Raw genomic sequence first — 25,489 nt, forward strand, 5'->3', positions numbered from 1 at the left:
ATACTGCGCCAATTATGAGCCGAACCCTTAGAACAGGAGGAAGAAAAAGTGGATAAAAAGAAATATTATATTACAACAGCCATTGCCTATACTTCAGGCAAACCTCATATCGGAAATACTTATGAGGCGGTTTTGGCGGACAGTATTGCCAGATTTAAAAGACAGCAGGGGTATGATGTATTTTTCCAGACAGGAACAGATGAACACGGACAGAAAATCGAATTAAAGGCAGCAGAAGCCGGCGTGACCTGCAAAGAATTTGTGGACAATGTGGCAGGGGAAATCAAGAGCATTTGGGACTTGATGAACACTTCCTATGACAAGTTTATCCGTACTACAGATGAAGACCACGAAAAACAGGTACAGAAGATTTTCAAAAAACTGTATGACCAGGGTGATATTTACAAAGGATACTATGAAGGTATGTATTGTACACCATGCGAGTCTTTCTTTACGGAATCCCAGCTGGTAGACGGCAAATGTCCGGACTGCGGACGTCCGGTGACACCTGCAAAAGAAGAGGCTTACTTCTTCAGAATGAGTAAATATGCACAGCGTTTGATTGACCACATCAACACCCATCCGGAATTCATTCAGCCGGTATCCAGAAAAAATGAAATGATGAACAATTTCCTTCTGCCGGGACTGCAGGATTTGTGTGTATCCAGAACTTCCTTTAAGTGGGGAATTCCGGTAGATTTCGACCCGAAACATGTGGTTTATGTGTGGCTGGACGCTCTGACTAACTATATTACAGGAATTGGCTATGACTGTGACGGAGAAAGCACGGAGCAGTTTAAGAAAGACTGGCCGGCAGACCTGCACTTAATCGGAAAAGACATCATCCGTTTCCATACCATTTACTGGCCGATTTTCCTTATGGCCCTGGATTTGCCGCTGCCAAAACAGGTATTCGGACATCCGTGGCTTTTACAGGGTGACGGAAAAATGAGCAAATCCAAGGGAAATGTGATTTACGCAGACCAGCTGGTAGATTTCTTCGGCGTGGACGCAGTTCGCTACTTTGTACTTCACGAAATGCCCTTTGAAAACGACGGGGTAATTACCTGGGAATTAATGGTAGAACGTCTGAACTCTGAACTGGCTAATACCCTGGGAAATCTGGTAAACAGAACGATTTCCATGTCCAACAAATATTTTGGCGGGGAAGTACGCAACACCAAGGTCTGCGAACCGGTAGACGAAGAGCTGAAAGCCGTTGTACTGGAAACAAAAGCGAAAGTAGCGGCAAAAATGGAAGAACTTCGTGTGGCAGACGCTATTACGGAAATCTTTACTCTGTTCAAGCGCTGCAACAAATATATTGATGAAACCATGCCATGGGCGCTGGCTAAGGACGAAGAAAAGAAAGACCGTCTGGCTACCGTACTGTATAATCTGGTAGAGGGTATCTGTATCGGCGCTTCCCTTTTGGAATCCTTTATGCCGGAAACCACAGAGAAGATTCTGGCACAGTTAAATGCCCAGAAGAGAACTTACGAAGAGCTGGATACATTTGGATTGTATCCGTCAGGAAATAAGGTAACAGAAAAGCCGGAAATCCTGTTTGCACGTCTGGACGTGAAAGAAGTTCTGGAAAAAGTGGAAGAGATGAGAGCCAAAGAAGCTGCCAAAGACGCACCAGAGGAAGCCAAAGACGAAGCGCCGGTCATTGACATTGAGGCAAAAGAAGAGGTTACTTTTGATGACTTTATGAAAATGCAGTTCCAGGTAGGAGAAATCATTGCATGCGAAGAGGTGCAGAAGTCTAAAAAGCTGCTGTGCTCTCAGGTGAAAATCGGAAGCCAGGTGAAACAGATTGTATCCGGTATTAAGGCACATTATAAGCCGGAGGATATGGTTGGAAAGAAGGTTATGGTTCTGGTGAACTTGAAACCTGCTAAGCTGGCTGGTATTCTGTCAGAGGGCATGATTCTCTGTGCAGAAGGACTGGACGGAGAACTGGCACTGATGACACCGGATAAGGAAATGCCGGCAGGGGCGGAAATCTGCTAGTCTACTGTATCAGGAAAGTATATGCCTGGCGTACGGCCATTGGATTGCAGGCTGTAGATGGACTTAAAACATTTCAAGATCCCGGTGCCTCTAAGCTGATTGCTAAGTTGTCACAGGCGGGAATTCTTGAGCTCGTATCCGGTTATGGAAAAGGCAGGGGCTGTTTCGGCAGCCCCTGTCCCTTTTGAAGAGGGAACACCGATGATGCGGCCTATGTTTGTGGAATTTCCGGAAGACAGAGCCTGTGAAACCCTGGACAAGCAGTACATGCTGGGAGATTCTCTGTTAGTGGCGCCAATCTTTAAGGAATCAGGAGAAGTGGAATATTATGTGCCGGAGGGAAAATGGCAGAATATTTTGACAGGAGAAACAGTAGAAGGCGGAAAATGGCAGAAGGAAACATATGATTATTTCCATATGCCGCTGCTGGCAAGACCCAACACGATTCTGGCAGTAGGAAACAACAGTGAAAGACCGGACTACGATTATGCAGAAGGAATAACCTTGTATCTTGTAAACATGGAAGACGGAAAAGCGACGGAAACTGCTGTGACAGATTTACAGGGAAATACGGTGCTGACAGTAAAAGCCAGAAGAAATGGAAAAACCGTAACCGTATGCGCAGAGGGCCGAACAAAACATGTGACTTATAAGATTATGGGAAATGAAGAACTGGAAGTCGCAGTGGAATAATTCCGTAAGAAAATAAAAAATAATTTTCCCCATTGACAACCCTTCCCTTATCGTTTATTATTCTTTTTAATGAAAGGGAGTAGCTGGCACTGCAAGGTGTTTACGGCGTCGTCAATCTCGACGGGAGTATTCTCGTCCGTGTCGTGATGAAACAGCGAGACTTTTATTGCATAGCAGACTGTGCAGTAAAGGTCTTGCTGTTTTTTTGTTACCTGCGACATAGAAAGACCTTTACGAAGCACACTATAGTAGAGCCTGTAAACCAAAGCTCAAAACAAACGGAGGAAAAAGCATGAAAGAGTATTATCAGATGTCACGAACAGAAGCGCAGAAATCTGTGAATGGCAGCACCCACCCTTTAAGCGAGGACCAGATTAAGAAAAATCAGCAGAAATACGGTCCCAATGCCCTCGTGGAGGAGAAGAAAAAATCCATACTCCAGATATTTCTGGAGCAGTACAAAGACTTTCTGGTTATCATCCTGATTGTGGCAGCCATTGTATCCGGTTTGCTGGGAGAGACAGAAAGCGCCATTGTAATTTTAGTTGTTATTACCATGAATGCCATTTTAGGAACAGTTCAGACAGTAAAAGCCGAACAGTCCTTAGACAGCCTGAAAGCCATGTCCGGGCCGGAAGCAAAAGTATTTCGCAATGGTGATGTGATAAAAGTGCCGTCATCAGAAGTTACTATTGGTGATATTGTTATGCTGGAAGCCGGTGATTATGTTCCGGCGGACGGACGTATTCTGGAAAATGCCAGTCTGAAGGTAGACGAAAGTGCTCTTACGGGAGAAAGCCTTGGAGTGGATAAAACAGAAGAAGAAATCAGCGGTCAGGATGTCCCTCTGGGAGACAGAACCAATATGGTGTATTCCGGAAGCTTTGTTTCCTACGGCAGAGGTTCTTTCCTGGTAACTGCCATTGGTATGGAAACAGAAGTTGGAAAAATTGCAAAACTTCTGAAAAGTACATCCGAAAAGAAAACACCGCTGCAGATGAACCTGGATAACTTCGGACAGAAGCTGTCTATACTGATTCTGGTATTTTGTGCGATTTTATTTGGAATCAGCGTGTTCAGAGGCGAATCCATCGGAGACGCGTTCCTCTTTGCTGTTGCGCTGGCTGTAGCGGCAATTCCTGAAGCTTTAAGTTCTATTGTTACCATTGTGTTGTCCTTCGGTACACAGAAAATGGCGAAAGAACATGCCATTGTCCGTAAATTGCAGGCAGTGGAAGGTCTGGGAAGTGTCTCTATTATCTGTTCAGATAAGACAGGAACGCTGACTCAGAACAAAATGACCGTGGAATACTACTATGTAGAAGGTAAAGAAGTTCCCGCAGCAGACATTGATTTGGAAGAGGAAGCACAGAAACAGCTTTTGCGTCACAGTATTTTGTGTAATGACTCTACAAACAAAAACGGAGAAGAAATCGGTGACCCTACAGAGACAGCTTTGATTAATCAGGGAGATGAACTGGGTGTTCCGGCAGAAACGGTAAGGGAGAAATACCCAAGATTCAGCGAAGTTCCTTTTGACAGTGACAGAAAGCTGATGTCCACGCTGCACACATTGAAAACAGGTTCTACTATGGTAACCAAAGGCGCGGTAGACGTTTTGCTGGGCCGGGTGACCACAATTCAGAAAAATGGAAAAGCAGAACCGATTTCCCAGGCAGATATTCAGGAAATCGAAGAACAGAACCAGAAGTTCTCCAGAAACGGTCTGCGTGTGCTGGCCTTTGCTTATAAGAGTGTACCGGAAGGCACAACGATTACAGTAGAGGATGAAAACGATATGACCTTCCTTGGTCTGATTGCCATGATGGACCCGCCGAGAGAAGAGTCCAAAGACGCGGTAGCAGAATGTATCAAAGCCGGAATCAAACCGATTATGATTACCGGTGACCACAAGGTAACGGCAGCAGCCATTGCCAAACGTATCGGTATTCTGAAAGATGAATCTGAGGCCTGTGAAGGCGCTGTAATTGAAAACATGACAGACGAAGAGTTACAGGATTTCGTAGAAGGAATTTCTGTATATGCCCGTGTTTCACCGGAGCACAAAATCAGAATCGTCAGAGCATGGCAGGAAAAGGGCAACATTGTATCTATGACAGGTGACGGGGTCAACGACGCTCCGGCGCTGAAACAGGCGGATATCGGTGTGGCTATGGGTATCACAGGAACAGAAGTTTCCAAAGATGCGGCATCTATGATATTGACAGATGACAATTTTGCGACTATTGTTAAAGCTGTAGAGAACGGACGTAATGTCTACAAGAATATTAAGAGTGCGATTCAGTTTCTGTTATCCGGAAACTTTGCGGGAATCCTGGCCGTTTTATATGCTTCCATTGCAGGACTTCCGGTACCGTTTGCACCGGTACATCTGTTATTTATCAATCTTTTGACAGACAGTCTTCCGGCTATTGCTCTTGGACTGGAGCCGCACAGCGAGTCCGTGATGAATGAAAAACCAAGACCGATGAACGAATCTATTCTGACAAAGAATTTCCTTTCCAAAATCGGAATCGAGGGTCTGGTAATTGGTATTATGACAATGATTGGCTTCTACATTGGCTATCAGGAAAGCGCGCTTTTGGCGTCTACATTGGCCTTTGGTACGTTGTGTATGTCCCGTCTGGTACATGGGTTTAACTGTAAATCAGATGCGCCTGTATTGTTTACAAAGAGATTCTTTAACAACATTTATCTGGCAGGAGCCTTTGGTTTAGGCGTGCTGCTGATTACTGCAGTTATGATGATTCCGTGGCTGAACGGTATCTTCCAGGTTCAGACATTAAGCCTGACACAGCTGTTGATTATGTATGGTTTGTCTCTTGCCAATCTTCCGATTATTCAGTTTATTAAATGGATTCGTAAAAAAATCGGTAAATAAGAGAATCAGGGAGGGTATCTATGGAGTTGAATAAGAAAAACATGAAGAATCTGATTCTTCTGATTGTCTTTGCAGTGTTGTTTTATGTGGGAGTGCAGAGAATCGAGAATCTGGCAGCAGGTATTCTCTTTGTGTGCAGAGTGGTCTTTCCTTTTATTCTGGGCGGCGCACTGGCGTTTATTTTGAATATACCCATGAGTTTTCTGGAGGAGAAGCTGTTTCACAAAGTAAAGAAAAAGAAGTTTGTAAGACCGGTCTGTCTGGTATGTTCCATTCTCTTTGTGGTGGCTGTGATTCAGGTTGTGCTGGTGGTTGTATTGCCGGAGGTGGCAACAACTTTTTCCAGTATCAGCAAGAATATAGAAGCCTTTCTTCCAAAACTGCAGAGATGGGCAATAGATACGTTCCCTGACAGCAAGCAAGTAACTTCCTGGATTCAGAGTATTGAGTTTAATTGGGATAAAATTATCCAGACAGCTATTAATTTTCTGAAAAACGGTGCGGGAAATGTGCTGAACTCCACCTTTACGGTGGCAAAAACAGTGATTAATTCTCTGATGAACTTTTTCGTAGCCTTTGTGTTTGCCTGTTATATATTGCTTCAGAAGGAAAAGCTGTCTGTGCAAATCAAAAAAGTGCTCTACGCATTCCTTCCTTTGAAGGCAGTGGACAAGACTTTAGAGGTGGCGTCTTTAAGCTATAAAACCTTTTCCAGTTTTGTCACAGGACAATGTCTGGAGGCTGTGATTCTGGGAACCATGTTTTTTATTGTTATGAGTATTCTAAGATTCCCATATGCTTTGCTGGTAGGCGTGGTCATTGCCTTTACTGCACTGATTCCTATCTTTGGCGCTTTTATCGGCTGTGTGATTGGCACATTTTTGATGCTGGTGTCCAATCCCATGCAGGCTGTAGCCTTTGTGATTTTGTTCCTGGTATTGCAGCAGATAGAAGGAAATCTGATTTATCCTCATGTGGTGGGCGGTTCTGTGGGTCTTCCGTCTATCTGGGTGCTGGTAGCCGTCACTGTGGGCGGCAGCCTGATGGGGGTTGTGGGAATGCTGATATTTATTCCGCTGTCCTCTGTAGTTTATGCACTGTTTCGGGAAGTGGTATATAAGAGGCTGAAGGAGAGAGGCATTCATGATATTTGAAACACACGCACATTATGATGATAAAGCGTTTGATAAAGACAGGGACGCACTGTTAAAGTCCATGCCTTTTAAAGGCGTGGAAACCATTGTAAATGTAGGGGCCTCTTTTCAGGGCGTATTGGATACGGTAAAACTCACAGAGCAGTATCCCTTCGTCTATGGCGCTGTGGGAATCCATCCGGACGAGGTGGGAGACCTGAGCGAAGAGAAAATAAGAATTCTGCGCAGATTCTGTGATTTGGAAAAAATTGTGGCTGTGGGAGAAATCGGTCTGGACTATTACTGGGATAAGGAAGGTCATGACATACAGAAAAAATGGTTCGTGCGGCAGATGGACCTTGCAAAGGAGACGGGTTTGCCCATTATTGTGCACAGCCGGGATGCGGCAAAGGACACGATGGACATTATGAAAGCGGAGCGGGCCGATAACCTGAAAGGTGTGATTCACTGCTATTCTTACTCAAAAGAACAGGCCAAAGAGTATATGAACATGGGATATTATCTTGGAATCGGCGGAGTGGTGACCTTCAAAAATGGAAAAAAGCTGAAAGAAGTGGTGGAATATGCGCCGCTGGATTACCTGCTTTTGGAGACAGACGCCCCGTATATGGCGCCGGAGCCCCATAGAGGAGAGCGAAACTGCTCCCTTTATTTGGAATATGTGGCGGAAACCATTGCGGAAATCAAAAGAATTTCCAGAGAAGAGGTAATAGAAGTGACACGGGAGAATGCCCGGAGGTTATTTGGAATAGGATAAAAAGAAGCTGCTGTATAGAGTGCCGGCGGGCACTTTATACAGCAGTTCTTTTTACTTAGGAATTTCCTGCAGTTTTTCATTTATGTAAGCCATGGCTTTTTCAGTCTGTGCTTCCTCGGCAGGGAGAGCAGAAGCGGTATCGCACAGACGATTATCCCCCATAACAGCCAGCATGGACTTTTTCAGATTGTAGCCTATCAGACTGCTGAGGGCATTTACGAGAATGTCAGAAGCTTCTTTATTTTCTAAAATTTCTCTGGCTGTATCATGGATAGAATAATATCCCTCGCGGAAAGTGAGTTCCCGTTCTTTATTCAGGTCTACATGTTCAAACCAGTTAGTCACTCCGGTTTCGGAAGCGTCTTCCACAAACTGATAAGCAGAGAAAGGTTCGGAAACTTTCTCAAACACAGCGGTATCACAGCAGAAGGCACTTTTGGCTGTGATGGTTGTAAAGCCTTCCTTTAAAGGAATGTTGCGGAAGAGGAATACCCGTTGTCCCTGTTCTTTCTTAAAGAAAGCGCCGTTGACATATAAAGAAATTTCCGGTGCATTGCTGTATACCTTTATATCTATGGCAGAATCCGTCCGTTTTCCATAGCGTTTGCTGCAGATATGAACCATGGGTTCGGGATTCCAGTATGCTTTATACAAATAGAAGGAATCTTTTTTTATCTGCCGGTCTATGGTTACCAGTCCCTTATTGTTGCGTCCCGCTACACCGCCTTCTTTTCTGGCATCACAGCCGAAATCAAACATATTCCAGATATGCGTAGCCCACAGCCAGGGGCGTTCTTCAATGATTTTTGCCATGTGTTCATGGTAAAGAGCCTGATATTCTTCGCTGTAGTCTCCTGCTTTAGGTGTATCGCTGTGATAGGAAATAATACCCTCGCAGCCATATTCTGAAATTCCCAATGCACGCTGGGGGTAGGATTGATGGAAAGTATCAAGCCATTTTTCGTTATCTTCCAAAACACCGGTATACCAGCCAAAATAATGATTATAGCTGAGAATATCGGTAATACAGTTCTGTTCATCCTCCATAGGGAGAGAGGAAAGCTGCGCCATTGTGGTCAGACGGGAAGAATCTAAAGTCTTTGCCAAAGCATTTAAGTCTTTCAGGTTTGCCAGAAGCTGCGGTGTATTGGCTCCAATGGTAATCTCATTGGAAATCCCCCAGAAACAGATGGAAGAATGATTGTAGTTCTGGTAAATGAGTTCTTTCATCTGCAGAATACAGTTTTGGTGGGCGTCGGGCGTGTCACTCATGCGGCTGATAAAAGGAATTTCAGCCCAAACAATAAATCCCATTTCATCGCAGAGATTGTAGAAATCCTGACTGTGCTGGTAATGGGCAAGACGAATGGTGTTGGCGCCCACTTCTTTTATAAGGCGTGCGTCCATTTCGTGGTGTGCCAGAGTCAGGGCATTGCCAAGTCCAAGAAAATCCTGATGACGGGAAACACCACGCAGTGGTGTCAGTATTCCATTGAGATAGAACCCTTTTTCCGGGTCTACGTGGAACTCTCGGAAACCATGACGGACAGTTACCTGATCAAGAACTTCATTGTGGCGGTACAGCTCTGCTTTTATGCTGTAGAGATAAGGTGACTGAACACCCTGCCACAGATGAACATCAGACAGGAAAAATTCTGTATAAGTATCAGCTGCAGCCGGCTGTGCTGTCTGTGCAATCAGAGAACCCTCCTGGTCATAAATGCTGAAAAGCACCTGGTCAGTTTCCTTTGCATTGGAAACATAGGCGTGGAGGGAAAGCTGGACCTGATTTCCGTTTTTTATTTCTGAGCAGGCCGTTATGCCTTCGGAACCATAATAATCCAGACAGAAATGGGTCTTGGGAACGGTAAGGACTCTCACATCGCGGTACAGTCCGCCATAAAAGGTAAAGTCAGCAACCTGTGGATAAATATGGTCATAGTGCTGATTGTCTGTCATGACAGAGAGAAGATTCAAGCCCTTATGGAGAAATGCAGTAATGTCCACACGGAAACTGCTGTACCCGCCTTCATGTTCTGTTACCTGTGTGCCATTTACATAAACCTTACATAAAGAAGCTGCAGCCAGAAATTCTATATAGATGCAGGTATCAGAGGGCAGTTCTGAAATCTGCAGTTCTCTGACATACCAGCATGCCCCGCGGTAGTAATCACTGCCGCCGTCTTGGCCGTCCAGGCAGTTCCAGGTATGGGGCAGTGAGACCCGCTCCCAGTTTTCAGGAAGTATCTGGGGAATCTGTTCCTGTTTGTTTTTAGCAAAAAACCAGTCGTCTTTCAGTGTTATTATTTGTCTCATAAGTTGTGTTTCCTCCCGGTATTAGAATAATATCTGGCTGTATTCTAGCATATACAGAACCGGGAGGTGAGTAGGATTCTTGGGAATTACCGTAAAATTTATACTTTTAGGAAAGAATTTCACTTCGGTAGTCTTTGGGTGTCTTTCCAACAATTTTCTTAAACATCTTTGTGAAATAGTTTACATCGGCAATTCCGCAGTGCTGTGCAATGGTCTGAATCTGGAGATTGGATGTGTTCAGAAGAAAGACCGCATGGTTGATTCTTTTGCGTTTTACATATTCTGTCAGGGTGAGTCCGGTTTCCTTCTTAAAAAGTGCGGACAGGTAGCTGGGATTGACATTCAGGCGCTTGGCCTGGGCGTCCAGACCCAAATTCCCCGTCAGGTTTGTGGTAATCTGCGTCATAACCTTTTGTATAATAGGGGAGTAACCCTTCAGGGAATGGCTTTGAACCAGATGGCAGTATTTGCGGATAATATCTTTTTGCAGAGCCAGAGAATCAGTGGGACGGGACAGCTTCACAATTCTTTCCAGCGTATGGGAGGAAAGGTGTCCAATATGAATCGGAGGTACGTCGGCAGATTCTGCAGCTTTGCGCAGTAAAGTGTTTAACATAATGCTCTGGGCTTTCTTCCATTCCAGAGTGTTTTCCCAGGGGAAAACAGAATAGTTTTTCTTGAGGGCAAAGAAACGGTTCAGAAAGATTTCTGTGGCATTCCATTGCCCCTGGCTGACCAGCTTCAGCAGTTCGTTCTCGCAGTCGTAATATTCTTCCATGAGCTGTATGCTCAGCAGAGTTTCTCTTGGGAGCTCCATGTCCTGACTTTCCGTAGTGGGATTCAGTTCGGGAGCGGCAGGGGTTTCGATATTCTGAAAAGAAAAATTGTCTAGGGTTCCCCAAAGCAATTCTCCAAAGGTATTTACAATGGTGAAGAGGGCGCTTTCGTCTGTGAGTACGGGAATCCCGGGAGAAAAAGTCTGAGGCGCGGTTTCTTTTTCAGCAAAAACAGAAGAAACTACATAAGGTCCTATGGAAATATAGGAAGCAGGCTGCGTATCAGGAAGGCGAAAGAAAAGGAAATAGAATCCTGAAGTCCGGATCCGATAAATAGTGTTGGTTGAATCAGAAGTCAGGCAGTTGGAGAATGGCTTTAAATCTTCTGGGGACTGCAGACAGGAGACGGTCAGGTTCATGTTTTTTAGTATATTAGAAAAGAAAAGAAATTCTTTTTTCCAGTGCATAATATCCTCCTTACAGGTGACAGGGACAATAGTATATATATTGTTAATTATCGTATAATTTTTTGAGTTATTCAAGCGTAACATAAAAAAATACGGGAAGTTCACAAAAAATTACTCACATAAATGGCAGAGAGTGGGGTAATATTCAAGGACAGAACAAATACAGGAGGAGAAAATGAAATGAAGAATGAAAAAGCTATGCGTCCTTTTGGAATAAGGGATAAAGTCGGCTATATGTTTGGAGACTTCGGAAATGATTTTACATTCCTTTTTGCCAGCACCTTTCTTATGATTTTTTACACAAAGGTTCTGGGAATCGGAATGGGAATGGTAGGGACCCTGTTTCTGGTAGCCCGTTGTATTGATGCGTTTACAGATGTTACCATGGGGCAGATTGTAGACAGAGCAAAAGAACAGAAGGACGGACGTTTCCGCCCATGGATACGCCGTATGTGCGGTCCGGTGGCTCTGGCTAGCTTTCTGATGTATCAGTCCGCTCTGGCCGATGCGTCTATGACGATTAAAGTGGTTTATATGTTTGTAACGTATATTCTGTGGGGAAGCGTGTTCTATACTTCGATTAACATACCGTATGGTTCTATGGCTTCAGTACTCAGCAGTGAAAGTGATGACCGTTCCTCTCTTTCTACTTTCAGAAGTGTGGGAGCGTCCCTGGCCAGCCTCATAGTCTGCGTTGCAGGACCTATGATGGTTTACACTACAGACGAAGCGGGAAATCAGATTGTAGAAGGAAGCCGCTTTACCCTGATTGCGGGTATATTTTCCGTAAGCGCAGTGATTTGTTATCTGCTCTGCTATTTTATGACGACAGAGCGTGTGAAGAGAGCGGCGGGAACAGAAGAAAAAACAAGCGTTGTAAAATCCTTAAAATCTGCCCTGACCAGCAGGGCTTTAATCGGAATTATTGCAGCGGCAATTCTGCTTCTTTTGGCTTCCTTGATGGCACAGTCTGTAAACCAGTATGTGTTTATTGACTATTTTAAAAATAAAACGGGTCTGTCACTTTTAAGTTTATGTGCGATTATTCCGTCATTTTTACTGGCGCCGTTCATTGTTCCGCTGAGCAGAAAATTTGGTAAAAGAGAGCTTGGTGCAGCCGGATGTATTGTGGGTGGTTTATCCTCCGTTCTTTTATTCTTTATGCATACTAAGTCTATGGGATTGTATATCGCCGTTTCTGTAGTAGGATATATTGGATTTGGATTCTTTAATATGATTATCTGGGCCCTGATTACAGATGTTATCGATGACCAGGAAGTCAGAACCGGAAAACGCGAAGACGGTACGGTTTATGCGGTGTATTCCTTTGCAAGAAAAATCGGACAGGCTTTGGCCGGTGGTATGGGCGCCTGGGCTTTAGGACTGGCAGGCTACAACTCTTCCGTACAGGTGCAGACCCAGGAGGTAGCAGATAAAATTTACGGTGTGGCAACCATGCTGCCGGGAATCTTATATATTGGCGTTGGACTTTGCCTGCTGTTTCTTTATCCTTTAAGTAAGAAAAAAGTAGAAGAGAACATTCTGCTTTTGAAAGAGAGAAGACAGGACGGTGTGAAAGGAGAATAAGGAAATGATACAGGAAACTGAACCAAAAATATTAAGTAAAAAGAATCCGAAAGGTCCGCTCCTGAAGTGGTCTGCAGATTCCGGAGTGAAATTGCTGGAAAAAGACGGTTTATATTTTAAAGACTTGGCAAAAGACGGGAATTTTTATCCCTATGAAGACTGGAGACTGTCCGCACAGGAAAGGGCAGAAGATTTGGCCTCCAGGCTGTCCATAGAGCAAATTGCAGGACTGATGCTTTACAGTAAGCATCAGTTTGTACCTGGACTTTCTTCCGACTATTTCGGGAAGGTGACCTATAGCGGAACTTCTTTACAGGAGGCTCAGGTTCCTGTACATGCTTTGTCAGACCAGCAGAAAACCTTTCTCACAGAAGATTTTTTACGGCATGTTCTTGTGGTGGCTGTTTCTTCCGCAGAGTCATCTGCGAAGTGGAATAATCGTCTGCAGGCGCTGACAGAAGGATTGGAATGGGGCATACCGGTTTCCGTCAGCTCTGACCCAAGACACGGTACGACGGTATCTTTTGAGTTTGACGCCGGTGCAGGCGGAGACATTTCCCATTGGCCTGAATCTTTGGGAATGACAGCGGCATTTGACCCGGAATTGGTGAGAAAGTTCGGGAAAATTGCTTCACAGGAGTATCGGGCGCTGGGAATTAATACTGCCTTGTCTCCTCAGATAGATTTAAGCACAGAGCCCCGCTGGAGCCGTTTCGGAGGAAGCTTCGGAGAACATTCCGGCTTGAGCGCAGAACTGGCGGAAGCTTATTGTGACGGATTCCAGACTTCGGAAGGTGAGAAGGAGATTGAGGACGGCTGGGGGTATGACAGTGTAAATGCCATGGTGAAGCACTGGCCGGGCGGAGGCGCCGTAGAAGGCGGACGTGATGCCCATTTCCCATGCGGAAAATATTCTGTTTATCCGGGAAATAATTTCGAAGAGCATTTAATTCCATTTACGGAAGGTGCTTTTAAGTTAAAGGGAAAGACCAAAATGGCCAGCGCAGTTATGCCTTATTATACCATTATTTACGGACAGCCCGGAGGCGAGAATGTAGGGTGCAGTTACAGCAAATATCTGGTTCAGGATTTGCTGCGGGGAACCTGCAATTACGACGGTGTTGTCTGCACAGACTGGAGTATTACAGCGGATGAAGGCCCTCTTGACAGTATGTACAGCGGAAAATGCTGGGGCGTAGAGCATTTGAGTGAACCGGAGAGATGTTATAAGGTTATTATGGCAGGCGTAGACCAGTTCGGCGGTTTAAACGAGAAGGAAAATGTTCTGAAGGCATATGAAATTGGGGTAAAGGAACACGGAGAAGCCTTTATGAAGCAAAGATTTCAGGATTCTGCCCGCAGACTTCTGAAAAATATTTTCCGTACCGGATTGTTTGAAAATCCGTATCTGGTTCCGGAAGAATCCGCAAGGCTTGTGGGATGTCCGGAATATATGCAGGAAGGGTTTGAAGCCCAGCTGAAGTCTGTGGTTATGCTGAAAAACAGGAATCAGGTGCTGCCTCTTAAGGAAAAGACTAAGGTATATGTTCCTAAGCAGTATATACCCGCCTATACGGACTGGATGGAAAATCAGGTGAAAGAGCATTGGGAATTACCAATGAATCCTGGGCTGCTGAACAAATACTTTACACTGGTGGATACACCACAGGAGGCAGAGGCTGCAATCTGCTTTTTGAGACAGCCGGATGGCGCCGGGTTCAGCCTTTTAGGAGGATATGATGCAAAAGACAGGGAAAACGGAGGGAACGGATACCTTCCGGTGAGCCTTCAGTACCGCCCGTATACGGCAGAAAAAGCAAGGGAACACAGCATTGCAGGGGGTGATCCGCAGGAAGATTTTATCAACAGAGGATATAAAGGAAAGACCACAGAAGTAGACAATGAATGCGACCTGGATATGCTTCTGGATACCCGCAGACAGATGGGAGATAAGCCTGTGATTGCCTGCGTGAGCATGACGGGGCCTATGGTGATGGCAGAATTTGAAGAGGCAGCGGACGCAATTCTCACCACCTTTGGAAATCTTCCCCAGGCTTTAATGGAAATTATCAGCGGAAGGAAAGAACCGTCAGGTTTGCTTCCTCTGCAGATTCCGGAAAATATGGATACCGTGGAAGAGCAGTATGAGGATGTTCCTTTTGATATGATATGTCATGTGGACAGTGAGGGACATACCTATGATTTCGGATATGGATTAAACTGGAAAGGCGTTATCTATGATGAACGTGTCAGAAAATATGCTCATCATCCGGAGAAAAATATCAATAAAAAAGATATGGAAACAGAAAGCTAAGAGCTGTTTTGAGAAGCTGACAGTTTTCTGAAGCGTTTGGACAAGGGCAGAAAGTTGAGAAAGAGACTTTCTGTCCTTGTTATATTGTTCAGTCAGAAAGCGAAATCAATTCTCCTCGAAATGCTTTTTTACAAATTTTTAGATTCTTTGTCCGCTCTCATTTTCTGAATATATTCTTTGGGTGTCATTTTCGTATATTTTTTAAATAAGTGGCTGAAATACTGCGGATTATTGCCGCACCCTACTTGTTCCGCGATAGAGTAGATTTTTTCAGCGTCACAATTAATTAAAAGCTGCTTGGCTTTCTTAATGCGCAGTTCATTCAGATAAGCGGAGAATTTTATCCCGGTTTGCAGAACAAACTGGCGGCTTACATAGTCTACATTCATAAAAAGCTGATTTTCTACAATCCATTTCAAGGTTAAATTGCAATCCCCGATATGTTCATTGGTGTAATCTAAAATTTCCTGTATAAAAGGTTTCAGTTTTCCATTGCTGATAACCGGTGCGGGATACAGAATTTCCAGTTTCTCAAAAAGAAAATCGCAGATTTCCTGATTGGAAGCTACAGAAGCGGTAAACATCATAAAATTGGTCAGTTCCGCAGCAGGAAGGGAAGTAAAATTCTGCATGGCCCTTAATAAAAGGCTGTTGACCAGGGAACGGAGAAAGTTCAAGTCTTTAATAGAAGTTATAAGCTGCTTTAATTCCGCCAGAAGATTTTGGTGCAGGGTTTCATCCGTTTCCTTTGCCAACAGGTCGGAAATCTCCAATGTTTTCTGAAATACATAGTTGTAATTGCAGATGGTAATGGGATGGGTGCCGGAGTACAGGTAAATGGTTTCGTAGCGTTTTACTTTCCGGCACACAGTTTCCAGAAGCGGCATGAGGGCATCATAAATTTCTTCCTGAAAAGTACATGGACTTTGTGTCAGACTCTCTGAAAGAAATCCGGAAAGGCCGGACAGGTCAGAAAATCCCTTTGCCGGGTGGGGAAAGAAAAATAACAGAGAATTTTTCACATAAACGCAGGCAAAGGAAGAATCAAGGCCATGGCTTTTGAAAAAATACTGTATCAGGGAAATACAGGAACTGACAAAGGATTCTTCCAGAAAAAATACATAGCATAAATGGTAGGGGGTATGATAGAAATCAAGGTAGGTTTCATAAAGGGGCGGCAGCTTTTTAGCAGGCAGGTCTGAAGACAGAAGCTGCAGCAAAATATCATACATCAAATTTTTCTGCAGATGCCCGCCCAAAGAGGGCAGACTTTGCCCTGCAGCCTGTGAGGGCAGCTTTTTGTAATGCTCCTTTATAGAGTCCTTTACGGCCTCTATGATTTCCTGTTCGCTGCAGGGCTTTAAGATATAGTGTTTGATGCCGTATTTCATGGCTTCCCTGGCATAGGAAAAATCATGATATCCGGAAAGGATAATAAACTGGATATTATCATGATTCTGGGTGATTTTCTGAATTAATTCCAAGCCTGACAATTTAGGCATGCGAATGTCTGTCAGGACAATGTCGGGATATTCATCTAAAATAGCATCGTAAGCCTCAAGACCGTTCTTACATACCCCTACAATTTCAATATCAAGGCTTTTCCAGTCTATAATACTGCACATAGTTTCACGGATTATTTTTTCATCATCAGCAATCAGCAATCGAAGCATATCGGTCTCTCCTTTTTGCGTCAGTCCTGTCAGGGACTGTTATTTTTACGGTGGCAAACATTTCTTCGTTGATAAATTCCAGGCTGCAGGAATCTCCGAAGGCCAGCTCCAGTCGCTTGTAAACATTCAGAATTCCAATGCCGAAGCCGTTTGGAAGGATTTCCTTAGAAATCAGTTTTTCCAGAAGGTTTTCTTCGAACCGGGACTCCGTATTGGACACGGTAATCACAATGCATTCCGTTTCCCGGTGTGCTTTTATATAAATCAAACATTCATCGCTGTCCTCCTCCAGGGTATAGTGAATTGCATTTTCAACCAGGGGCTGCAGTGTGAATTTAGGAAGGTAAGTATCCACAAGTTCGGGCGGTATCTCCGTTTCACAGCGCAGACTGTCTTCAAAGCGGATTTCCTGAATATTCATATAGTATTTAACCAATTCCAGTTCCTGGGACAGAGACGAATCTTTGTTTTTCCGGCTCAGTGTAATCCGCAGCAGCTTTCCCAGGGATTCTGTCATCAAGGAGATAGGTACGTCTTTCAACAGCTTTGCCCTCCAGTTAATGGACTGTAGGGTATTGTACAAAAAATGGGGATTTATCTGCATTTCCAGCGCTTTTAATTGTGACTCCTTGGCAAGCAGTTTGTGTTCATAGTTTTCTTTTATCAGAGTCAGTATTTTTGCGGACATGGAATCAAATTGCTGATGGAGAAGACCGATTTCGTCATAACGGTTTTCGTATGAATAAGGGCAATGAATAATTTCAAATTTTTCATTTCCAAAGGCCTTTATTTTGGTCATCAGCGCGTCAAAATGTGTTACCAGGGGTTTCATAAGCACTTTGGTAAGCAAAATACAAAGAAGAAGGCTGGAAAACAGGATGAAGATAAAAAGTTGCTGGAAAAATTGAATATTCTTGTACATATCCTCATAAGGCGAGAGACAGAAATAATCCCAACCGGTATCTGTAATGCGTCCCCGTATAGTAAAGTAACGGTCTTGGCAGATTTTTTGAATGGAATATTCGCCTAAATTCACTTTTTCCAGTGCAAATCTTTCGTAATTTTTCAGCGAAGCCGGTGCATAAAGGGTCTGGCTGCCGTTGCACAGAATGTAGGACACAGAATCCTGACTTTGGTTTGGGGCGGAGATGTCTTCCATCATCTGCCGGATATTAATATTTATAATCAGCACTCCCAGGTCGTCCAGTTTCAGGTGTTCAATCCGGCGAAGGCTTCGTACCAGAAAAATCCCGTAAGTATCACAGTAATCGGTAATCCAGCAGAGCCGTCCGTCCTGAGTCCGGGCTGTTTCCAAGATTTCTGATTGAAGTTCAGAGGGAAGAACATGGGAATCAATGCCGGAAGACAGAACAGAAAACTTGTCAGTAACTACCTGTACATAATCTACATAGTAAGATTTGTACTTTTGATAGTAGTTGTTTAGCGCGGCATGTACCCGGGCATAAGAATTAGAGGGCGTGTTGCTGCCATTGCCGTCCTTGCTTTCCGAAAGGGCTGTCTGTATGGAATTATCTTCTAAAATAAAATTAGCCATGCCCTGTACCGTGTGCAGATTCCGGGAAATATCTTTGGAGGAATAAGTCAGCAATTCCCCGGAAGTCTGATACAGCATACGATTGCTGGAACGTATAATCAACAGGAAGCCAGCAAGGATAAATAACGCAAATAAGAAGATTCCCGGAAGCAAAAGTATAAGAAACTTTTGGGCAAGCGGGGCATTTTGTACTTTTTTTCTTATTTTATGAAACATGAAGTCTACCTCCATTTTCTTTAATTTTCAGTAATGATATTATAACAGTTAGAAAAGAAAAAACCAATGAAAGAGGAAAAAATGCAAGGTTTCGTCTAAGAAGAACTAGGTTTTGTTTCTTTCTTCTGTCTGAAACATGGCATATAATAAACATCACAAACGACGGTCGTGAAAAAATGTAAAGGAAAAGAGGTTGAAGAGACTATGAAAAGAAGAGTGTTAGCAGTGATTCTTGGTATGACTATGGTTTGCAGTATGGCAGCCTGCGGCGGAAGCAGCGGAGAAAAGGAAAACAGTGAGAGCACAAAGGAAGATTCCGGAAAACTGACCTTTGCCTGGTGGGGTAACCAGGTACGAAATGAGCGTACCAGTAAAATTCTGGAAATGTATTCGGAAGAAAATCCTGGCGTAACCTTTGACGGACAGTTTTCAGAGTGGAATGATTACTGGAATAAACTGGCAACAGCGTCAGCAGGACATACGATGCCGGATATTGTGCAGATGGATTTACAGTACTATGACCAGTATGTAAAGAATGGATTGCTTCTGGACCTGACACCATATATAGAGGAGGGAAAACTGAACTTGTCAGATGTAGATGAGAGCATTCTGGATTCTGCAAAAGTAGACGGAAAGACTTATGCAGTCTGCAATGGCGTGAACGCACCTGCACTGCTGTACAATAAAACCGCTTTGGATAAAGTGGGAATTCAAGTGAAAGATGGGATGACCATTGATGAATTTGTAGAACTGTCTAAAGAAGTAAAGGAAAAAACGGGATTGCGCACCAATATTGGATATAATCATGAAACTCTGCCAGAGTACTGGCTTAGAGCAAAAGGCCAGGTGTTTTTTGAAGAAGGAAAGCTGGGGGCAAAAAGTGCAGATGATATCAGTACTATTTTTGACCTGGAAGAACAGGCGGTGAAAGAGGGCTGGCATGTAGACCCCAGTGTATTTACAGAGATTACGGTAGGCTCTGCCGAGCAGGACCCTATGGTTTACGGAAGCAATGAAGACAGCATGTCTTGGTGTACTTTTGCTTACTCCAATCAGTTATCTTCAATTCAGCAGGCTGCACCGGAAGGGGTAGAAATCGGAATTACTACCTGGCCTTCAGATGACCTGGAAAAATCTAATTATCTAAAGCCCAGCCAGTTTTTTGCAGTAACGGCGGATTGTAAAAATCCAGAAGAAGCCGTAAAAGTGTTGGATTATATTACAAATTCTGTGGAATGTAACGAAGTATTACTGGGAGAAAGAGGTGTGCCGATTTCTCAGAAAGTATCAGAGGCCATCACTCCCCAGTTAGATGAAACCAATCAAAAGATAGTGGGTTACATTAACCAAGTGGTCACTCCAACCTGTAGTACCATAAATCCTGCAGCGCCTAATGGGGCAAATGAAGTTTACGATTTGCTCAAAAATTTAGAGGAACAGGTACTATACGGTCAGATTACCGCAGAAGACGCAGCGAAACAATTATTTGAAGAGGGAAATGCCTTCATGGAGGCAGGCGCTCAATAAAGAAAAGGAGTCGAGGAAAGTATGAAAAAGACAAAGCAAATGTCCATACGCAAAAAGCTGAATACCGAAAGTGCAGCAGGTATTATCTGCACCATGCCTTTTATTATTGGATTCCTGTTGTTTATGATAGTCCCTATGGGAATTTCCCTGTACTACTCTTTCTGCAATTATGATATCCTTTCCGCACCCAAGTGGTGCGGTCTGGATAACTACATTAAGATGTTTACAGATGACCCAAAATTCTGGAAATCTATTGCAGTAACCTTTTATTTTGCGTTGGTTTCCGTGCCCCTGCGACTGATTTTTGCCTTGATTGTAGCAATGATTCTGGTAAAGAGCAGTAAGGCATCTGCTTTTTACAGAGCCGTATATTATCTGCCTTCCATTATTGGAGGCTCTGTTGCAGTGGCGATTCTGTGGAAAAGAATGTTTGCAGCAGACGGTGTAGTGAATAAAATTTTGTCTGTGTTTGGATTTCCAGCGGATTTTGCATGGCTGGGAAATACGAAGACCGCTATCTGGACGCTGATTATTCTGGCAGTTTGGCAGTTTGGTTCTTCTATGTTGATTTTCCTTTCAGCATTGAAGCAAATTCCCACAGAATTGTACGAGGCGGCAGATGTGGACGGGGCTAATAAATGCAATAAATTTTTCAAAATTACCCTGCCCCTTTTGACCCCCACTATTTTCTTTAATCTGGTCATGCAGATGATAAACGGATTCCTGGCCTTTACCCAGTGCTTTATCATTACTCAGGGAAAACCCATGGATTCTACATTATTTTATACCGTGTACACCTATTTCCAGTCCTTTAAGTTTTACAATACCGGATACGGCGCAGCCCTGGCATGGATTATGCTGCTTCTTATTGGGCTGATTACACTGGTATTATTTGCAACAAAGAAATTTTGGGTTTATGATGAAGGGAATTAACGGATATGAAGAAAGCAAGAATACATAGAAAAATTATCTATCATGTCATAGTTACCATATTTGGCCTGATTATGATTTATCCGCTGGTCTGGATGATTATGAGCTCCTTTAAAGATACAAATACTATTTTCACTACAGCGGGACAGTTGATTCCTGAAAAATTTACATTGGATAACTACATCAATGGATGGAAAGGATTTGCAGGAGTAAGTTTTGGAACCTTCTTCAAAAACTCTTTGTTTATTTCCGTAGTAGCGACTGTGGGAACTGTATTTTCATCTTCCATAGTAGCTTATGGACTTGCGAGATGTAAGTTTAAAGGTAAAAGAATTCTGGTAGTTGCCATGCTGCTGTCCATGATGCTGCCGGCACAGGTGTTGATGATTCCTCAGTATCTCTGGTATCAGAAACTGGGGTGGGTAAATTCCTATATGCCTTTGATTGTACCATATTGTTTTGCCATTCAGGGTTTCTTTACCTATTTGATGATGAATTTCATTCAGGGAATTCCCAGAGAACTGGACGAAGCGGCAAAGATTGACGGCTGCTCGTATTACGGGATTTTCGGAAGAATTATTTTTCCGCTGATGCTTCCGGTATTGATTACATCTGGTATTTTTTCCTTTATGTGGAGATGGGACGATTTCCTGTCTGCCCTGCTTTACATTAATGATTCAACAAAATATCCGGTGAGTCTTGCTTTGAAATTATTTAGTGACCCTGGTTCTTCTTCCGATTACGGCGCTATGTTTGCTATGGCTACACTGTCTGTACTGCCGATTATGCTGATATTTATTTTCCTGCAAAAATATATTGTAGAAGGAATCAGTACCTCCGGCTTAAAAGGTTAAGTATGACGTGAATATGAAATTTGATGAAAAGGAGAATGTCTTATGATTTACAAAGAAGGAAAAGTGTCTGATGTACAAATTGCTTACATAGGGGGAGGTTCCAGAGGTTGGGCTTGGACTTTCATGACTGATTTGGCATTGGAACCTAATATGAGCGGAACTATTCGTCTGTATGATTTGAATGAAAACGCAGCAAAGGCGAATGAAACAATCGGAAATCATGTTACAGAAAGAGAAGAAGCAGTTGGTAAGTGGAAATATGAAACTTATACAGATGCAGAACAGGCGTTAACTGGGGTGGATTTCATTGTAATTTCCATTCTTCCGGGAACTTTTGAGGAGATGGCTGTTGATGTACATATGCCGGAGCGTTTGGGAATTTATCAATCTGTAGGAGATACTGCGGGACCGGGAGGTATTATGCGTGCACTTCGCACCATTCCCATGTTTGTAAAAATTGCAGAGGATATTAAAAAGTATGCTCCGTCTGCCTGGGTTATCAACTATACCAATCCTATGAGTTTATGTGTGAAAACGCTGTATCATACTTTCCCGGAAATTAAGGCATTTGGTTGCTGCCACGAAGTTTTTGGCACACAGAAAGTTTTAAAAGCCATTGCAGAAGAAAAGCTGCATTTGGAAAACGTGGATAGAAGAGACATTCATGTTAATGTATTGGGTATCAACCACTTTACATGGTTTGATTATGCAGCATATAAGGGTGTTGATTTGTTCCCTGTTTATAGAGAATATATTGAAGAACACTATGAAGAGGGATACAATGAGCCGGATAAAAACTGGGCAAACAGCGCCTTCAACTGTGCCCATAGAGTAAAATTTGATTTATTTAAACGCTATGGTTTCATTGCAGCAGCAGGAGATCGCCATCTGGCAGAATTTATGCCGGGTGATGAATATTTAAATGACCCAGAAACAGTGAAAAGTTGGAAATTCGGTCTGACAACGGTAGACTGGAGAAAGAAGGATTTAAAAGAACGTCTGGAAAAGAGTGACAGACTGTTACACGGCGAAGAAGAAGTCGAGTTGAAACCGACAGGAGAAGAAGGAATTCTTTTAATCAAGGCGCTTTGTGGTTTGGAAAGAGTAGTGAGCAATGTAAATATTCCGAATACAGCTTTGCAGATACCGAATCTTCCTGCATCTGCAGTTGTAGAAACAAATGCAGTATTTGAAAGAGATGCCATTCGTCCAGTTGCAGCAGGAAAAATACCGGAGAATGTGAGAACATTGATTATGCCCCATGTGGAAAATCATGAGACAACTTTGAAAGCAGCCTTAACTTGTGACAAAGAACTGGTAGTACAGGCCTTTTTGAATGACCCGCTTGTAAAGGGTAAAAAGTGTACAGAAGAACAGGTTAGAGAACTGGTAGATGATATGCTTCAGGGAACCTTGAAATATCTGCCAGAAGGCTGGAAAAATTAAATTTGTGAAACCTTTCATTTTTTTGGGCAGGATTCTACTATTGGTGGAACCTGCCTGTTCCTTAAAATGTAGTGGAAACCTGCCGGTGTCTGTGTTACAATATATATGAAAGCATTATATTTCCACTATCTAAAAAATCTGTTGCGGCATCTGCCGTGTCTGAAACTCTGACAGCATATCAAGGAAAATCTCAATGCTTTTATTCACAAGAAACAGAAAATGCAGAGAGGTTTTAGGAGACATGTTGGAGGATAACAGATAAAGAAGGGTTATCTGTTGCCAAAATGGAAAATGTTTGGCAGAGTGTTTCCACCTCCTGCAAAGAAAAGAGGAGGTATTTACATTATGGAAACAATGAAAACCGTTCCAAACAGAATGTATAAGGCTACGGTGTTTGCCATGCTTTTTGAGGACAAAAAGCGTTTGCTGGAACTTTATAATGCCATTAGCGGAAAACATTATACGGACCCGGATATGTTGGAAATTAACACTTTGGAAAATGCCATTTATATGGCTGTGAAAAATGATATTTCTTTTCTCATAGATGCCAGATTGTCGTTATATGAGCATCAGTCCACATACAGTCCCAATCTTCCGCTTCGGTTTCTGTTGTATATTTCCAGTCTTTTTTCGTCTATGACAAAGGAGCTGAATCTGTATGGAACAAAGCCCATAGAACTTCCGACACCCCAGTTTGTGGTATTCTATAATGGTTTACAGGAACAGCCAGACAGAAAAATACTGAAACTTTCAGACCTTTATACGGTAAAAGGAGAGTGCAATCTGGAGCTGGAAGCGGTAGAAAAGGCTATAGAAGAGTGCATCCGGGAAGGGATTTTGAAAGAATTTCTGGAAAAGAATAAAGCGGAGGCAAGGAATATGAGCATATTTGAATATGACCAGGAAAAGCACCTCAGGCAGGAGCGGGAAGAAGCCTGGGAAGAGGGAAGAAAGGTTGGAGTAGAGGCTGGAATTCTTCAGGGATTAGAGAAAGGGTTGGCACAGGGAAAAGAACAGGGAAAATATGATATGCTCTGTAAACTCATACAGAAAAAGCTGAACAAAGGAAAGAATACAGCCGAGATTGCCAAAGAACTGGAAGAACCGGAAGAGGTTATCATCGGTATTTTGGAGAAACTATAAAATTCATGCTTCACCAATACTGTAAGGACATTTTGGGAGGGCAGGATTCCACTATTGGTGGAACCTGCCTGTTTCTTAATCATGAATAAAAAAAGAGTTTGTTATCCACCTCTTCCATTCACAAAATTCCCCGTCTTCCGGATTTATCTGCAGAACATATTGAATTTTGCCAAGGAGTCTTTGGAGATATTTCTGTTTATCACCCGTATACTCAATATGAGATAAATGGTTTTCTAAGCCGAATTTTCGGATATAATAACACTCCTGACGCAGACGACGGCGGTAATTCTTCGGAACCTGAAGTTTTTCGTTCGCTACAATGCCTGTAATCTCCTGCCGGTTTTTCTGGGAGCAGATACGGGTTTTCTTATGGTTCAACTCAAAGCCCAGACGGTTTAAAAAGCCCTCTGCTTTTTTTAGTACTTCTTTTGGATGAAAGTCACCGGAAAAGGTCATATCGTCACAATATCTGGTATAAGCAATTTCTCGTACCCGGCACCAGTTTCCCATGTATTCGTCAAAAGGTTTCATGACAAGATTAGAAAGATAGGGGGAAGTTGGCGCGCCTTGAGGCAGTCTGTCTTTATAACAGCACAGATGAGCCAAAAGTGTGCGTACAGAATCCGGTATTCTCTCACAGGGAAATCCATGCTGATAGACGCTGATATAAGAAATACTGTCAAAAAAATCCTGTATATCCAGTTTCAACACCAGTTTTTGTGCCTGGTGAGGGAAAGCGTTGCTGCGAAGAGAGATTCCTTTTTGATAGGCGCAGGCATAGCCGGATACCGGAAATTCCCTTAGAACCTGCCGCAAAATTTGTGTTTGGACATACTTTAATACACTGTCCGGCGCATGAAGAATTCTTTTAGTGCCGTTTCTTTTAGGGATGGAGATTTTTTCGTAGTGTTCGTCTGCGTGATTGGCAAGAGCGTATAAAAGAGCCATTTCAGCGGTCGGTGTGTGGGTGAGATTTTCTGTCAGATGCAGAGAAAGAAGGAAATCCTGTGTCTGTTCTTTTGTATAATATTTCCAGAGAGAGGGAGCCATATGATACCTCCGTGTTTCCTGTATTGCTATTCATGAAAATGTATTTTTAAAAACACAGCAGACACTAAATGGTGATACCGGATTCGGCGAAGAGGTACGGCGCCGCAGGCGAG

17 protein-coding genes are annotated in these 25,489 nt (G+C 43.3%); 12 read left to right on the forward strand and 5 right to left on the reverse strand.

Annotated elements, in window-relative coordinates; all coding sequences use genetic code 11:
• The first annotated feature begins 48 nt into the window (after positions 1–48).
• The 5 genes from metG to G5A70_RS09375 all read left to right on the forward strand — a co-directional run bounded on the left by metG (position 49) and on the right by G5A70_RS09375 (position 7,522).
• On the forward strand, positions 49–2,016 hold the full coding sequence (gene metG / locus G5A70_RS09355) for a methionine--tRNA ligase (protein ID WP_173749384.1): 1,968 nt from the start codon (positions 49–51) through the stop codon (positions 2,014–2,016).
• 126 nt (positions 2,017–2,142) lie between these two features.
• Positions 2,143–2,709, forward strand: coding sequence for a TIM-barrel domain-containing protein (locus G5A70_RS09360; protein ID WP_226853601.1), 567 nt, complete (start codon positions 2,143–2,145; stop codon positions 2,707–2,709).
• Positions 2,710–3,001: 292 nt separating this feature from the next.
• Positions 3,002–5,611, forward strand: a complete 2,610-nt coding sequence (locus G5A70_RS09365) for a cation-translocating P-type ATPase (protein ID WP_173749385.1) — start codon at positions 3,002–3,004, stop codon at positions 5,609–5,611.
• Between the two features lie 20 nt (positions 5,612–5,631).
• Positions 5,632–6,765 carry an AI-2E family transporter gene (locus tag G5A70_RS09370; RefSeq protein WP_173749386.1) on the forward strand — a complete coding sequence of 378 codons (1,134 nt, stop codon included), beginning with the start codon at positions 5,632–5,634 and terminating at the stop codon, positions 6,763–6,765.
• The gene (locus G5A70_RS09375; protein WP_173749387.1) at positions 6,755–7,522 is read left to right on the forward strand and encodes a TatD family hydrolase; all 768 of its coding nucleotides are present in this window, start codon (positions 6,755–6,757) and stop codon (positions 7,520–7,522) included. The genes G5A70_RS09370 and G5A70_RS09375 overlap by 11 nt, the downstream gene beginning before the upstream one ends.
• Positions 7,523–7,573: 51 nt before the next feature.
• Here G5A70_RS09375 and G5A70_RS09380 read toward each other — a convergent pair whose 3' ends face one another.
• Both G5A70_RS09380 and G5A70_RS09385 read right to left on the reverse strand, forming a co-directional pair.
• Entirely contained in the window at positions 7,574–9,838 is a 2,265-nt protein-coding gene (locus G5A70_RS09380; RefSeq protein ID WP_173749388.1) for a glycoside hydrolase family 2 protein, read from the reverse strand.
• A gap of 106 nt (positions 9,839–9,944) precedes the next feature.
• Positions 9,945–11,081, reverse strand: a complete 1,137-nt coding sequence (locus tag G5A70_RS09385; RefSeq protein WP_173749389.1) for an AraC family transcriptional regulator — start codon at positions 11,079–11,081, stop codon at positions 9,945–9,947.
• Positions 11,082–11,261: 180 nt separating this feature from the next.
• On the opposite strand from G5A70_RS09385, the gene G5A70_RS09390 reads away from it, so the two are divergent.
• Together G5A70_RS09390 and G5A70_RS09395 are read left to right on the forward strand one after the other, a co-directional pair.
• Positions 11,262–12,668, forward strand: coding sequence for an MFS transporter (locus G5A70_RS09390; protein ID WP_173749390.1), 1,407 nt, complete (start codon positions 11,262–11,264; stop codon positions 12,666–12,668).
• Between the two features lie 4 nt (positions 12,669–12,672).
• Positions 12,673–14,982, forward strand: coding sequence for a glycoside hydrolase family 3 protein (locus G5A70_RS09395; RefSeq protein ID WP_173749391.1), 2,310 nt, complete (start codon positions 12,673–12,675; stop codon positions 14,980–14,982).
• A 128-nt stretch (positions 14,983–15,110) separates the two neighbouring features.
• Here the strand turns inward: G5A70_RS09395 and G5A70_RS09400 are convergent, their stop codons facing one another.
• Both G5A70_RS09400 and G5A70_RS09405 read right to left on the reverse strand, forming a co-directional pair.
• Positions 15,111–16,655, reverse strand: coding sequence for a response regulator (locus G5A70_RS09400; protein ID WP_173749392.1), 1,545 nt, complete (start codon positions 16,653–16,655; stop codon positions 15,111–15,113).
• A complete protein-coding gene (locus G5A70_RS09405; protein WP_173749393.1) occupies positions 16,633–18,426 on the reverse strand; it encodes a sensor histidine kinase in 1,794 nt (597 codons plus the stop codon). Before G5A70_RS09405 ends, G5A70_RS09400 begins: the two co-directional genes overlap by 23 nt.
• A 204-nt stretch (positions 18,427–18,630) precedes the next feature.
• Here G5A70_RS09405 and G5A70_RS09410 point away from each other — a divergent pair, with 204 nt between their 5' ends.
• The 5 genes from G5A70_RS09410 (at position 18,631) to G5A70_RS09430 (ending at position 24,326) form a co-directional block, all read left to right on the forward strand.
• Positions 18,631–19,953 carry an ABC transporter substrate-binding protein gene (locus G5A70_RS09410; RefSeq protein ID WP_173749394.1) on the forward strand — a complete coding sequence of 441 codons (1,323 nt, stop codon included), beginning with the start codon at positions 18,631–18,633 and terminating at the stop codon, positions 19,951–19,953.
• A gap of 21 nt (positions 19,954–19,974) precedes the next feature.
• On the forward strand, positions 19,975–20,886 hold the full coding sequence (locus tag G5A70_RS09415; RefSeq protein WP_173749395.1) for a carbohydrate ABC transporter permease: 912 nt from the start codon (positions 19,975–19,977) through the stop codon (positions 20,884–20,886).
• 5 nt (positions 20,887–20,891) lie between these two features.
• The gene (locus tag G5A70_RS09420) at positions 20,892–21,737 is read left to right on the forward strand and encodes a carbohydrate ABC transporter permease (RefSeq protein WP_173749396.1); all 846 of its coding nucleotides are present in this window, start codon (positions 20,892–20,894) and stop codon (positions 21,735–21,737) included.
• A 42-nt stretch (positions 21,738–21,779) separates the two neighbouring features.
• A complete protein-coding gene (locus G5A70_RS09425) occupies positions 21,780–23,183 on the forward strand; it encodes an alpha-glucosidase/alpha-galactosidase (protein ID WP_173749397.1) in 1,404 nt (467 codons plus the stop codon).
• A gap of 345 nt (positions 23,184–23,528) precedes the next feature.
• A complete protein-coding gene (locus G5A70_RS09430; protein ID WP_226853603.1) occupies positions 23,529–24,326 on the forward strand; it encodes a hypothetical protein in 798 nt (265 codons plus the stop codon).
• Positions 24,327–24,401: 75 nt separating this feature from the next.
• On the opposite strand, the gene G5A70_RS09435 is transcribed toward G5A70_RS09430, so the two are convergent.
• Positions 24,402–25,376, reverse strand: coding sequence for a reverse transcriptase family protein (locus G5A70_RS09435; protein WP_173749398.1), 975 nt, complete (start codon positions 25,374–25,376; stop codon positions 24,402–24,404).
• Positions 25,377–25,489 lie beyond the last annotated feature (113 nt).

Origin of the sequence: Blautia hansenii (genome assembly GCF_013304445.1) — a bacterium.
Lineage (GTDB): Bacteria > Bacillota > Clostridia > Lachnospirales > Lachnospiraceae > Blautia.